The following is a 14,218-nucleotide window of genomic DNA, read 5'->3' as shown; positions in this document are numbered from 1 at the left end:
TATTAATGAAAACAAAGATGAAAAATATAGATAGGGTTTATTCAAGCATATCCAAAGGGCTGGTAATCATCAGTGGAACTGCTTTATTATCATGCTCAAGTTTCCTGGAAGAAACTCCCAGTGCAATATTGACTGAGGCCAATTTCTACCAATCCACCACTGATGCTATCTCGGCGGTGGATGCCATCTATGCCTCCGTCCAAAGTGGTAATGGTGGCTGGTATTTCGGTGATTTCTATTCCACCACGGATGTAAATACCGATGATATGTTTACCGATCCAAGTGTCGGCAATGCTACCTGGCAGGCGTGGAGTCAACTTAATATTAACGCTGAAATCGGTCAAATTGATAATGTATGGAACCAGCACTATATAACTATAGGAAGGTCAAATGCCGTAATAGACCTGGTTTCTGATGATATCGATATCAAAGATCGCTTGGTAGGTGAGGCCAAATTCTTTAGAGCCCTGGCCTATTTTAATCTGGTAAGGTATTTTGGAGATGTTCCTGTGACCACCTCCATCATCAAAAACCTCGACGATGCCTTCTTGATTGCGGCAAAGCGCAGCCCTTCGGTGGAGGTCTATGAACTGATAGAGCAAGACCTGATGGATGCCGCAGCAGCACTTCCTGATCAATGGTCTGGGGGAGATCTGGGACGGGTCACTTCAGGCAGCGCCTACGGACTATTGGCCAAGGTGTACCTGACATGGGCGGGCTATCCCTTACAGGATGCCTCCAAATATGCGCTGGCAGCCGATATGGCTAGCGAGCTGGTAAACAACCGCTCCACTTACGGCTATGGATTAGAGGAGAATTACCTGGATGCTTTCAGGACCAATGTCGGTAAGGAGTCCTTATTTGAGGCTCAGATGAAAAGCGGAATTGGGGTATCCCAGGGAGGGTCATTGGCTGGAATTGCCACTTTCCCGAGGAATCTTACAGGGATATTAGGTGCAAACTACCGGGGAAATGCACTTTTTAGACCTACGCCTGACTTGGTAAATTCCTTTGATCCGCAGGATCTGCGCTACCAAACGGGGATGTTCACCAGCTTATCTAATCCTGATGGGGCCACCGCCAGTTTTGATCCGCATGTATTTAAGTATATCGAGGTCGAGGACATCCTTGAGCAGGGATTGGTGCTGAATGATGGAGGCGTAAATACAAAAGTCCTGCGCTTTGCAGATATCCTTTTGATATACGCTGAGGCGCTGAATGAGGTGAATAATGGCCCTACAGCCCCTGCATTTAGCGCTATCAATGAAGTGAGGAGTAGAGCGGGTCTGGAGGCTCTTTCTGGACTGAGCTATGCCGACTTTCAGGAAGCGGTATATAGAGAGAGAAGATGGGAATTATTTGGCGAAGGCCACAGATGGTTTGATCTGGTAAGGCAAAACCGATATGTCAGCACCATGGAGGATTTTAAAAGTACATTTCAGGATTTTCCTAATCCAGCGACCACCTCCACCTTTGAAATCAAAAAGAATATTCAGCCTTATTATATTCTAATGCCGATCCCTCAGAGCCAAATTAATATTTTGGAATCTGATGGAGATCTTCAAAATCCCGGGTATTAAACCCAGCAAATAAATGATGAAACTATAGGAATTAGCGGCTGTGTTTTCCCTTGGAAATACAAGCCGCTAATTTTACCGGGCTTCTTCAAATCCTGAAATATCAAACTAGGGAAACCCTACTAATCTGGAAAAGGAGACTCTTGGTAGCGGAACTATGTTGAAGCTTAAAGGACCAATAGATTGGGTCAATTTATGGCAAGGAAAACCTGTGAATTTCTCAGAACAAAGAGCAAAGAATTAGTAGATGATAGGAACCAATAACAGCTGATTGGAAGGAATGAAGAGTGAATGAAAAAGTAAAGTCGGACAAAATTTAATAGCTTTCCATAATTAATAATCCATAGGAGTAAGTGGCAGCCAGAGAAAGGGAAATGGGGTTTAGTGTGATTAAAGAAGTCTTTTTAAGGCCTGGATAAGTGAAATATCATACTATTTGAATAAATACTGATAATCATTCCACTTTGCTCTATCTATATTTGACTCACTCATAGGATTACTCTATAAGACTGGAAAAGGATCTAGGTAGAAGTAATACGATTAGCAGTGATTAATAATTGGTAATTGAAATAAAGTGGATAAAGCCTCATTATTTCTCTTAAATAATCAGTGACTTTTTTTAAAGAAACAAATGAAAATGCATCAAAATAACCTATTAAAAATTCACCCACGAAGCTATATAAAAGCAATCATTGGCCTGACTGTGATTATGCTTGCAAGTTGTAGCTCCGGAAATACTCAAAAAGCAGCAGATCCGGTAGAGGAGCAGGCCGTCGAGGACAATACTGTGACCTTCTCCTATCAGGAGGTCAATGGAATTGGGAAAGATCCGCTGTACAATCGGAGAGATCCCAGCGATGTGATCAAGGTGGGCGACACCTATTATGTCTGGTACACCCGTATGGACGCACCTATTCGCTCAGGCTATTGGGGGACGATCTGGTATGCCACTTCCGAGGATGAAGGCCATACCTGGAAAGAGCAAGGCATGGCCCTTGGCCTTGGGGAAAAGGGGACTTTTGATAGTCATTCAGTTTTCACTCCTAATATCCTCGCTTATGAGGGCAAATATTATATGTATTATACCGGGGTAATGCCTACACCGGGGAATTCAAATAATGAATTTGAGAATAATTCGGTGAATGATATCACTGCATTGGGCCTAGCGGTGGCAGATAGTCCGGCGGGACCCTTTAAGCGCATCAGTAAGTCTCCTATCCTGGAAATAAGCAGTGTGGCGGAAGATTTTGATAGTTACCGCATAGACGATGCAAGTATGCTGGTCAAGGAAGATAAAATCTGGCTGTACTATAAAGGACGCTCATTTGCTGATGGCAAGGAAGGACCTCAGCGGACCAAAATGGGAGTTGCGATGGCGGAGCATCCGACGGGGCCATTCACTAAACATGCGGAGCCCATTCTGGATAAAAGTCACGAGGTCTTGATATGGCAGGAAGAAGGTGGTGTGGCCTCCTTAGCCTCCATAAGTGAGTCCATAAATCTTGCTCCCGATGGACTGCATTTCTCAAACCTATATACCAATCTTCAGAACCTTCCTAAAGCACCTGGTCTCTATCGTCCCCATCTGGAAGACGGCAATGTGGCCACCAAAATTCCCGGATGGGGCATAAGCATGATCCAGGGACAGAAGGAAGCTTACCTGCTTCGATATGAAATTAATAAGGAGTAGCCAAGGTAGAAAGCATTTTCACCTTCCAAAACGATAATATAAGGCCTGAACTGTGCCAAATGATAGATTAATTGATTATAAGCAGCTATTGGATAGCTACTGAAAATTGTCAAATTATGGATAAATCACCTTTGCGTCAGCAAAATAATATATCGATTTATCCCTGCGTACCACTTAAAAATTACCGAATAGGGTGCTGATTTTAGCGCTTTACCTTGGTAACTATCAATGATTAGTAATTAACTAATGGCTACCTAAAAGGAAACCACATTAACCCAAAAGATAAATGAACCATCGATTAGTAATTCCCATCGTCTTTTTACTCATGGCCTTACAGCCATTGGCCGTAAAAGCCCAGCAAGATAAAACCGCTAGCTCACCTAATATTATCTATATCCTGGCAGATGATTTGGGATACGGAGATCTAAGAACATTCAATGAAAATGGAAAAATCCCAAGCCCAAATCTGGATGATATGGCCGAAAATGGGGTGAAATTCACCGATGCTCATACTTCCTCAGCAGTGTGTACGCCGACCAGATACGGTATCCTTACGGGAAGGTATAATTGGAGATCCAGGCTGAAGAGCTCAGTGCTAAGTGGCTATTCTACTTCCCTTATCGATCAGGAAAGGGTAACGGTGGCTGATATGCTGAGGGAGCAAGGCTACAAAACGGCATTTGTGGGAAAATGGCATCTTGGCTGGGACTGGGCCATCCAGAAAGAAGATCCTAAGGCCAATAAGGACAATCTCGGCGCTATTCCCCAGGTAAACTATGCTGCACCCATTCAAAACGGTCCATCCACACATGGCTTTGATTATTCTTTTGGCTTCTGTGGTTCTTTAGATATGGCGCCTTATGTCTATGTGGAAAATGATATGCCCACCATGGTCCCTACTAAATCCACGATTTCGGTGGATGAAAAGGGGATATGGAGACGTGGACCTACCTCGGACGATTTTGTTCATGCCAATGTGCTTCAAGACCTGACCGACAAGGCGATCGATTTTATCGATCAAAATGCCCGACAAGAAGCCCCGTTCTTTTTGTATTTCCCGCTACCGGCACCACATACCCCCATCTTACCAACCACCGAATTTTTGGGTAAAAGTAATACCAATATGTATGGAGACTTTGTGATGCAGGTAGATGATGTGGTAAGGCAGATCAGAGAAACGCTAAAGCGTCAGGGTATAGATGAAAACACGCTACTGGTGTTCACCAGTGACAATGGCTGCTCTCCAAAGGCTGATTTTGAGGAATTGGCCAAGGTGGACCATGATCCAAGCTATACCTTCCGAGGCACCAAAGCAGATATATTCGAGGGCGGCCACCGTGTGCCATTTATTGTAGAATGGCCTGCTGGCGCAAAGAAAAATTCCATCTCCGACAAGGTCATCTGTACGACTGATTTTTTTGCTACCTGCGCAGCTATCACGGGATACCAAATAAAGGACACTGAAGCAGAAGACAGTTTTAGCATGTTGCCGCTGATCAGCGGAGAGAAGGATGAAGAAATCCGGGAATATACCGTCCACCACTCCATTAATGGGTCCTTTGCTATCCGACAGGGAGATTGGAAATTGAGTATATGCCCTGATTCGGGGGGATGGAGCTACCCAAGACCACAGGACATTAAAAATGACAACCTAGACCTGCCAGACCTGCAATTGTACAATCTGAAGGAAGATATAGGTGAAACGAATAATTTGATTGCGAGCTATCCTGAGAAAGCCGCAGCAATGAAAGCCGCGCTCAAAAAAATCATTTTGGATGGAAGAAGTACCTCCGGGGCCATTCAAACAAATGAAGGCATGGACAACTGGAAGCAGATAAAAACGATAATTAATTAAGTCATTTTTAGGCAATAAAAGCCCTTGTCAGTTATGAAATCGAAACTTGCAATTACAATAACACTACTAATAATGGGATCCTGCACCGCTCAGAAGCCCGCTTCAAAAGGGACCTATGGCTATGACGTAGAATTCTTTGAGAAGGAAAGCATAGAAATGATTCAGCTGAAGGCAAATGATAATGGTGCTGCGGTTCTCATTTCCCCGGGCTATCAAGGCAGAATCATGACCAGTACTTCTCGTGGCATGCAGGGGCAAAGCTTTGGCTGGATCAATCATGACTATATCAGCTCAGGAAAAATCAATGACCAATTTAACCCATTTGGCGGCGAGGAACGGATTTGGTTGGGACCAGAAGGAGGGCCATTTTCCATCTATTTTGACCAGGATGAGGAGCAAAATTTCGGCAACTGGCGAGTGCCTAAGGAGCTGGATACTAGCCCCTTTGAGCTTGTCCAGAAAAGTGATCGCAGCGTTCAGTTTCAGAAATCAATGCAAATCTCCAATGCTTCGGGTCATCCATTAAAATTATCCATCGACCGGACCATCACTTTATTAGACCTTAAGGAAACTGAAGCAACGCTCAGTACTTCCTTGCACCGATCACTCGACTGGGTGGCCTATGAATCAGAAAATATTCTGAGCAATAAGGGTGATGATAGCTGGGATGAAAATTCCGGATTTCTATCCATCTGGCTGCTATCCATGTTTAATCCTTCTGAAGAAGGGCTGGTATTTTTGCCCTTTCAGGAAGGCAGTGAAGAGGAGCTAGGGAAAATTGTAGAGGACAATTATTTCGGGAAGGTACCCGAAGAACGATTAATCATAAAAGGGAATATGGTTTATTTTAAAGTAGATGGAAAACATCGCAGCAAAATAGGTCTTTCTCCGGAGCGGTCCACCCCCTACAGTGGAAGTTATGATCCGACATCAAAAACCTTAACCATCCTATGGTATTCCAAACCGAAGGATCCCACACCCTATGTCAATTCTAAATGGGGAGAACAAGAGGATCCTTTAAAAGGAGACGCTTTGAACTCCTATAATGATGGTCCGGTGGCGGATGGCTCCATTCTGGGACCTTTTTATGAAATCGAAAGTTCCTCACCCGCCGCCCTTCTTCAACCTGGAGAGAGCATAAAGCATTCCCAACGTATCATTCATATCACTGGGGAGGAAAAATACTTGAACGAAGTGGTCAATAACCTATTTCAGGTATCTCTGACAGAGATGGTATCTGTTTTTGAAGAAGATTAAAATTAAGCTTAGAAATGAATACGATACACCCATGGATCTTAGCTATCAGTCTGATAGGTATGGCTGCTTGCAGCACTTCTGCCATAAAGCAAGATAAGGATCTGGCCCCTGAAAAAAACAATATTGTCCTCATCATGGTGGACGATCTTGGCTATTCTGATGTGGCCTATATGCATAATAAACAGGGCATCAACACGCCGAATATTGATAAATTGGCACAGAGCGGAATGGTATTTACCGATGCTTATGCTGCCGCACCCGTTTGCTCACCCACTCGAGCCAGCCTGATGACTGGCAAGTACCCCGCCACCTTGAAGTTGACCTGCCATATCCCGGGAATGGGGATGGAAAAGTATTTAGAAAAGCTCAGCGAGGGTCACTCACTAAAGGAGGCCTATTTTAGGGATCATTTACCAATGGATGAGTTCACCATAGCCGAGGCCTTAAAAGAACAGGGGTATTCTACTGGCTATATTGGCAAATGGCATCTTGGTGGTGCGGGCTCTATCTATACAGAAGATGGCACTATAAATACCGCTTACCATCCAGATAATCAAGGTTTTGACATCAATATCGGAGGAAATGCTTATGGTCAGCCTAAAAGCTATTTTGATCCTTACTTTAATGGTACGATCCAGGATCGGAAAGAAGGGGAATACCTAACCGATCGCCTCGGAGATGAAGCGGTACAGTTTATAGAACAGAATCAAAATCAACCGTTTTTCCTAAATCTCGCTACTTATACCGTACATACTCCCTTGGATGCGCCGGAGGAGATAGTAGAGAAATATGAGGGGAATAAATACTTTGCGATGATAGAGAAGCTGGACCAGAATGTGGGCAAGGTGATGGATAAATTAGAAGCGCTAAACCTATTGGAGAATACCCTAGTGGTTTTTTATTCTGACAATGGAGGACTTTGGGGCAATGCGCCGCTCAAAGGTATAAAAGGCACGCTGAATGAAGGAGGGATAAGGGTTCCTATGATTGTTAGCTTTCATGGTAAAATAAAGGCAGGCAGCCAGTCCGCAACACCGGTTACTACCGTTGATTTTTTTCCTACTTTCTTGGAATTGGCTGGTGGCAATCCTTCCCTGTACCCGGAAGTGGAGGGGAAGAGTCTATTACCATTAGTTTATGGCAAGGCTGATTTTCCTGAGCGTCCGATTTATTGGCATTTTCCACATCATCGTAAAGAAGGACTTTCCATGGGAGCAGCGATTCGAGAAGGCGACTGGAAATTGATCACAAGTTTTGAGACGGAGGAGGTCTTTCTATATAATTTGAAAGATGACCTGGGAGAAGTAAATAACCTTTCCGATAGCTTTCCAGATAAAAAGCTAGCGCTACTGGCTAAGCTGGAGGCCTGGCAAGAGGAAATAGATGCGGAGATGCCTTTGAAGAATGATAATGAATAAAGTAATGATAAACACTAAAATTCGACCTAAAATGTCTCTAAGACTCTTACTAATCATAGCCTTCCTAGGTAGCCTTTCTTCCTGCAAAGAACCTATGGATAATTTCCAAATCAGTTCCCCGGATGCAAGTATCATCCTAGATATCAATCTGATAGACCATAAGCTGAGCTATAGTGTAAAGCAGGATGGCCAGGAAAAGCTTGGACATTCTACTTTGGAGATTTTTGAGAATGGAAAAGTGACCATTTTAGGAGCTAAGGAAACGGAGAGTGACAGTACCTGGAAACCCGTTTGGGGACAGCATAGCAGCATTCGGGATCATTTTAGGGAATTGCAGTTGGATATCGATTTTGATGGGGTGGCAGGCAAATTACTAGCACGGGTTTACGATGAAGGCCTGGGTTTCCGAATAGTCCTGAATGAAGGTGAAAAGCCAAAAGAAGGGAATTTCAAATTGACCTATAAGCTACCTGACGGCAGCAATTATTATTTCCCGAAGGGAGAAACGGAGCCAGTGGGACCAGTAAATTATAATGGTTTGCAGGAGGTCTTAAAACAGGGAAACGGCAAAAAACCAAAAATAAGCGTTCCTCTTCTCGTCGAATTGAAGGACAAATCCTATCTGTCCTTACTAGAGTCTGATTTATTTGCATCCACTGGAATTGGCTCTATGCTCCTTGGCGGGACCGATCAGACAGATATTGTAAGCTCGGACAATAAGGTAAGTATGACAAAGGAGGAGTGGAAGAGTCCTTGGAGGGTAATTCTTCTAGGTAAATCCGCTGGAGACCTGGTGGTAAATACCATTCCTGTCAATCTTGCGACGCCTAGCCAATTGGAGAATACTGATTGGATAAAACCGGGGAAGACCTTATGGGATTGGCGAGTACATGGCTATACGGCGCCTGATGGTTTCGTATATGGCATCAATACAGAGAGTTATTTTAGATTTATTGATTTTGCCGCAGAAAAAGATATCAGGTACTTCCTCATCGATGATTCCTGGTATAAGCATGCGACTGAGGGGCATTTTGAATTGTCAGAAAAATTGGATTTACAGAAGGTCATTGATTATGCTGCTCAGAAGGGTGTAGAATTAATTTTGTATTATGATCGGAAGCATGGTGAATATGGTGATGAGAAGCTATTTCATTACTATAATTCATTGGGGATGAAAGGGATCAAGTATGGATTCATGGGCAACGATGTGGAGTTTACAAAATCGGCCATTCAAAAAAGTGCAGAAAGCCATTTATTAATAGATTTTCATGATGGTCCCGTGCCTTTCACAGGCATCAGCAGGACCTTCCCCAATGCGATCACTCGGGAATATTGTCATGCTCAGCAAGACTCCAGAAGGGCCTTTACCCCCGAATCATTTATCAAAATGGCATTGATAAATGCCATCACCGGACCACTGGATATGAATAATGGTAATTTTGACCTGACAGGAATCAATAGCGGTTTACGTCAAAAAGGCCCGAAAGAAACCAATTCTTATGTCTCCACTGTGGTATCGGAAGCAGCAAGGACGGTGGTGATTTTCAGTGGTTTGGTATGTATTCCTGATGCTCCAGAGGCCTATGCCGCCAAAGCCGATCTCTTTGAATTTATCCAAAAGCTCCCCGTTGGAAAATGGGATGAAAGTCATGTCCTCCATTCCAATATCAGTGAGTATATCAGCACCGCCAGACGGCATGGAGAAGAGTGGTTTGTAGGTAGTGTGTATAGTCAAAAAGGCGGTACTTTGGATATTTCGCTTGACTTTTTGGAAGAAGGTAAGCAATACGAGGTGACCTTATATGAAGATACAGCAGAAACTCATGGGAAAACTAATCCTGAAGCCTACCAGATCAGAACCCAGAATGCAAAAAAAGGAGATCTCATCAAAGCGGTTATGGCCCCAGGAGGGGGACATTGTATGTGGATAAAGCCAGTGGAGTAAAATCCAGTGGTTCAGAGCGAAGCCGTCCGATTTCTAGCTATTTAGGCTAGTTTTAGGAGTGCCAAATGCATGAATTATTAGAGAGAGCATCAATCTTCTTCCTAAATGATCGTAGCAAAATATGGGAAATAACAGTTAGCAAAAAGTGCATCAATGACCTATCAAAGCTAGATGGAAATCGATGGGCTGTGAAGGAAAGTTGTAGGTATTTCGATTCTCAATTTTGGCCGTCAAGGCCTAGTTTACTAATAAATAACGTGAAGCCATGAACCTCAGTAAATCAATTCTGTTAGTTTTATTCTGCGGAATGATATTGACGCTTAGCCAATCTTTTGGGCAACAATCAGCTCAATCTTTACCCAATATAGTCTTCGTATTAGCAGATGATATGGCCTGGGCAGACGTAGGGTATAATGGTCAGCAATATTTTGAAACGCCTAATATTGACGCGCTGACAGTCGATGGGATGCGCTTTGATCAGGCCTATTCCGGAGCTTCGGTATGCTCGCCCTCCAGGGCTTGCTTGATTTCCGGAATGTATTCCCCAAGGCATCATATCTATCACCCCGGCAATCGAGCCCGTGGAAAAGTAGAATATATGAAGCTAGCGGTTCCAAATAGGGAGGTCAAAAATGATACTTATGACTGGTTCCAGGCCATAGGAGAATTGGATCCTGGAGTCAATTCCCTAGCAAAGGTGCTAAAACCAGCAGGATATACCACCGCAAGGATAGGTAAGTGGCATGTTGGGGAGGATGAGCAGGGCTTTGATTATAGCATGGATATTCATAAAGGGTGGAATGATAAAGCTTCTGCGAAGAAACTTACAGATGCTGGAATTGCCTTTATCCGGGAACATACAGAACAACCATTTTTTTTGTATTTGGCACATCATGAGGTTCACAAACCTTTGGTGGCAGATTCTGCACTTATCGAAAAATACAAGGAGAAAAAACGTACTACCGGAGGAGATTTTAACCCTATTTATGCCGCCATGGTGGAAGCTACTGATACCTCCGTCGGCCGATTGAGAGAGGAGCTGCGTAAGCTTGGCCTTGAGGATAATACCCTATTCATCTTCGCCTCAGACAATGGAGGCTTTCCTGACGCCACCAGCAATCTCCCTTTGTATGGATATAAAGGGACATTATTTGAGGGTGGAATCCGAATTCCTACCAGCATGGTGTGGCCAGGACATATCAGTCCAGGCTCCAGCTGTGATACCCCCATCACCTTTGTGGATTACCTACCCACCTTTGCCGAGATCGCCGGCACCTCCTTAGATCAAAGTGCTCATCCTGTGGATGGCCTATCCATTCTTCCTTTAATGCAGGGGAATGCGCTTCCTGAACGCGCCATATTCTGGCATTTTCCACTGTATGCAGATCTCGATCATGGGGTGTATCCAGGAACATTCCCGGTATTGGGAACGGACCATATGTACTGGCGTGGAGTTCCCGCGACGGTCATCCGGAGAGGAAACTATAAGTTGATTTATTACTATGAAGATCAGTCAGTCAAATTATTTGATGTATTGAATGATATGGGGGAGTCCAGGGACCTATCGATGGAGCAACCGGAAATTACTAAGAAATTACTTGCTGAGCTCAAGGCCTGGACCAGCACCGTGGAAGCCCCAGTCCCCGATAGGGTCAATCCACTATTTAACCCAAATGAATAGTTGGTATGCTAAATAAAAGCAGAAACGGTTTCAATGGACCGAAAATCGCTAAACTTTAATATAGAATAGCTTTGAAGCAGGCTTACTTTATAAGAGCAAAAAGCAGATTCTCTTTTCCAAAAAAATTGACCTTACCTAATCAAGAAAGGGGAGGACTAATAAATAAGAATACTTATTGAACAAGATTCAATCTACTGGAAAGTCTATAATTCGAAAAATACATTTAATTACAATAGTCAGGTACAATCACAAATCAATAACCTAATGAACCATATTAACTCGCTCAAAGCCATCTATTTGGTAGCCATTCTAAGTATAGGCTTGCTATCCTTTAATGATCCTAAGCAAGAAATCACCATCCAAAGCCTATTGACTGAGATGGTGGATAGGGATAGCCAAACCCGCTTTCCAGAAAGTAATTTTAGGCTAAAGCAACAAAGTAGCTATAATCGGGCATCCACTCATCCCGAGGATAGTGCAGGCTGGTTTATCAATCATGATTTCAATGCCAATGACAAGGACCGTAACTTTATCCGAATAGAAGAAAACGATGGGCAGCAGGAGTGGGTGCTTATGGAGGTGGACAAGCCCGGGGTAATTGTCCGTACCTGGATGCCTTTTTCCAGCCCGGATACTCCCGATACTGATATCCAAATAAAGATCTATTTGGACGGCGCGGAACAGCCGGCATTGGAGGGAAATATGCTGGAATTGTTTAATGGCGATGGATTGATACCTTTTCCTTTTGCCCATAAATCCCTGCGATCAGCGGTTTCCTTTTATCCCATTCCCTATGCGAAAAGCTGCAAGATCACAACCACCGGAAGGCCTTTCTTTTACCAGTTTACCTATCGGGAATTTCCGAAAGAAACAAAGGTAAAAACCTTCACCCTTGAGGATTTTCATGCCGCAGAGAAGCTGGCTAGCCAGGTGGGAGAACAGCTATTGCAACCTTCGGTTTCTTCTGAAGGAAAGCTTGTAGAAATGACCGGGTCTATTTCTCCCAAAGGGGAAGAAACAATTGCTTTGCCTAAAGGTGATAATGCCATTAATTCGCTGATAATCCAATTGGGAGATTATACGAAAGAAGAGGTAATGCGTAGCACGGTAATAAAGATGAGTTTTGATGGAAAAGAGACCGTTTGGTGTCCTATAGGTGATTTCTTTGGGTCTGGCATAGGCTTAAATCCTTATAAAGGCTGGAGTCAAACCGTCTCCGAAACAGGAGAACTCACTACACAATGGATAATGCCCTATCAGGAATCAGGGAGTATCAGTATAGAAAATTTAGGAGACCAGTCCATCGATATAAGGGTAAAGGTAAGGGTAGAGGATTATGAATGGGATGATAGAAGCATGTATTTTCACGCTGCGTGGAGAGGTGAATACCCCATATCCACCCGTCCATTTTCCGATTGGAACTATGTATCCGTTGAGGGGAGAGGGGTATATATCGGCGATGCACTTACGGTAATGAACCCTGTGGAGAAATGGTGGGGTGAAGGTGACGAGAAAATCTGGGTAGATGGGGAGGACTTTCCATCCATTTTTGGTACAGGCACAGAAGATTATTATGGCTACAGCTGGGGAGGCCGGAGCACGGACTTTTACGAACACCCCTTTCATGCGCAGCCATATAGCTATAAATACAATAAGCTAAATAGAAAAACCACCAAAGAGCGGAACACCAAGGGATATAGCACTGAGACCCGCACCCGAGCATTGGATGGAATCCCATTTGCCAACTCCCTCCAGCTCGATATGGAGATATGGAGCTGGACAGATTGTGAAATGGGCTATGGTGTAGCGACGATGTGGTACGCTGATCATCTATCCACCTCCAACAGAACCCCCGACCCATCAGAAGCGCTCAACATCCCCAAGATTCCAGAGTAAGCTTCTTTGCTTAAAGGGATTTGTATTTGAATCATTCCGGTAAGCCAATTAACAATCAATCCAATATGATCTGTGTCAATCCGAGGTGAAAAGACGACCACGGATTGGCACAGATTAGTTTTTTAGATTATTGGGATTGGGATCCTAGTTATCAGTCTAGGTAAAGACAATTATAGATTAAAAAATGGGCTGTTTAGACGTATGGAAGATTAGGTTTGATACGAATAAAAAGGATAGGTGCGACCCCGTCCGGGTCGAAATAAACCATACCATTATCTTTTTTCTATAAACATATGACCTCTTCGAGGTCTATAATTCGTTCCATTAAATCATAAGTATCCATAACAAAGCTCTTTTTGATTCCATTAGGATCATACTTTTATACCATTCGGAGAAGATCAATTATGCCCCCATGGATCCATATAAATGAAACCAAAAGATCTCGCGGAAATGGACTTTTTGATCCCAAAGGGATCATATGTCTATAGTATTCGGAAAAGGCCATTCTTGATCCCCACGGGATCATATATTTATAGCATTCCGGTAAGCCAATTAACAATCAATCCAATATGATCTGTGTCAATCCGAGGTAAAAAGACGACCACGGATTGGCACAGATTAGTTTTTTAGATTATTGGAATCGGGATCCTAGTTATCAGTCCAGGTAAAAACAATCATAGATTAAAAAATGGGCTGTATAGACGTATGGAAGATTAGGTTTGATACGAATAAAAAGGATAGGTGCGACCCCATCGGGGTCGAAATAAACCATATCATTATCTTTTTTCTATAAACATATGACCTCTTCGAGGTCTAAAATTCAGTCCATTTAATCATAAATATTCTGGAGATTGACTGAAAGGGGCTTCATCGGTGATTGCCATTTTACGCAGGCATTA

At 43.4% G+C, this 14,218-nt stretch carries 8 protein-coding genes; all 8 read left to right on the top strand.

The annotated features are described in order from the left end of the window. The first annotated feature begins 17 nt into the window (after nucleotides 1-17). The 8 genes from B050_RS0111555 to B050_RS0111520 all read left to right on the top strand — a co-directional run bounded on the left by B050_RS0111555 (nucleotide 18) and on the right by B050_RS0111520 (nucleotide 13,319). A complete protein-coding gene (locus B050_RS0111555) occupies nucleotides 18-1,580 on the top strand; it encodes a RagB/SusD family nutrient uptake outer membrane protein (protein WP_018474077.1) in 1,563 nt (520 codons plus the stop codon). 628 nt (nucleotides 1,581-2,208) lie between these two features. Further along, on the top strand, nucleotides 2,209-3,267 hold the full coding sequence (locus tag B050_RS22380) for a family 43 glycosylhydrolase (RefSeq protein WP_018474076.1): 1,059 nt from the start codon (nucleotides 2,209-2,211) through the stop codon (nucleotides 3,265-3,267). Between the two features lie 286 nt (nucleotides 3,268-3,553). Then, nucleotides 3,554-5,122 (top strand): sulfatase family protein, encoded by a 1,569-nt coding sequence (locus B050_RS0111545; protein ID WP_026235824.1) that lies wholly within the window; start codon nucleotides 3,554-3,556, stop codon nucleotides 5,120-5,122. Between the two features lie 33 nt (nucleotides 5,123-5,155). Then, entirely contained in the window at nucleotides 5,156-6,379 is a 1,224-nt protein-coding gene (locus tag B050_RS0111540) for a DUF6786 family protein (protein WP_205744992.1), read from the top strand. 14 nt (nucleotides 6,380-6,393) lie between these two features. Next, complete coding sequence (locus B050_RS22375; RefSeq protein ID WP_018474073.1) at nucleotides 6,394-7,797, top strand: sulfatase; 1,404 nt, start codon at nucleotides 6,394-6,396, stop codon at nucleotides 7,795-7,797. Between the two features lie 31 nt (nucleotides 7,798-7,828). After that, the gene (locus B050_RS0111530) at nucleotides 7,829-9,742 is read left to right on the top strand and encodes a glycoside hydrolase family 97 protein (RefSeq protein ID WP_052308751.1); all 1,914 of its coding nucleotides are present in this window, start codon (nucleotides 7,829-7,831) and stop codon (nucleotides 9,740-9,742) included. A 265-nt stretch (nucleotides 9,743-10,007) separates the two neighbouring features. Next, nucleotides 10,008-11,423, top strand: coding sequence for a sulfatase (locus tag B050_RS22370; RefSeq protein ID WP_083923277.1), 1,416 nt, complete (start codon nucleotides 10,008-10,010; stop codon nucleotides 11,421-11,423). Nucleotides 11,424-11,687: 264 nt separating this feature from the next. Then, nucleotides 11,688-13,319 carry a glycoside hydrolase family 172 protein gene (locus B050_RS0111520; protein WP_018474070.1) on the top strand — a complete coding sequence of 544 codons (1,632 nt, stop codon included), beginning with the start codon at nucleotides 11,688-11,690 and terminating at the stop codon, nucleotides 13,317-13,319. Nucleotides 13,320-14,218 lie beyond the last annotated feature (899 nt).

This window comes from Echinicola pacifica DSM 19836 (assembly GCF_000373245.1).
GTDB classification, from domain to species: Bacteria; Bacteroidota; Bacteroidia; order Cytophagales; family Cyclobacteriaceae; genus Echinicola; species Echinicola pacifica.
The sequence above is the reverse complement of the archived record's forward strand: the minus strand, read 5'-3'. Positions and strand labels throughout refer to the sequence as shown.

What these genes read in the sequence shown, in the direction of transcription:
- B050_RS22370 (WP_083923277.1), top strand. Translation starts at nt 10,008, where the DNA reads ATGAACCTCAGTAAATCAATTCTGTTAGTTTTATTCTGCGGAATGATA.
- B050_RS0111540 (WP_205744992.1), top strand. Translation starts at nt 5,156, where the DNA reads ATGAAATCGAAACTTGCAATTACAATAACACTACTAATAATGGGATCC.
- B050_RS0111555 (WP_018474077.1), top strand. Translation starts at nt 18, where the DNA reads ATGAAAAATATAGATAGGGTTTATTCAAGCATATCCAAAGGGCTGGTA.
- B050_RS0111520 (WP_018474070.1), top strand. Translation starts at nt 11,688, where the DNA reads ATGAACCATATTAACTCGCTCAAAGCCATCTATTTGGTAGCCATTCTA.
- B050_RS22380 (WP_018474076.1), top strand. Translation starts at nt 2,209, where the DNA reads ATGAAAATGCATCAAAATAACCTATTAAAAATTCACCCACGAAGCTAT.
- B050_RS0111530 (WP_052308751.1), top strand. Translation starts at nt 7,829, where the DNA reads ATGTCTCTAAGACTCTTACTAATCATAGCCTTCCTAGGTAGCCTTTCT.
- B050_RS0111545 (WP_026235824.1), top strand. Translation starts at nt 3,554, where the DNA reads ATGAACCATCGATTAGTAATTCCCATCGTCTTTTTACTCATGGCCTTA.
- B050_RS22375 (WP_018474073.1), top strand. Translation starts at nt 6,394, where the DNA reads ATGAATACGATACACCCATGGATCTTAGCTATCAGTCTGATAGGTATG.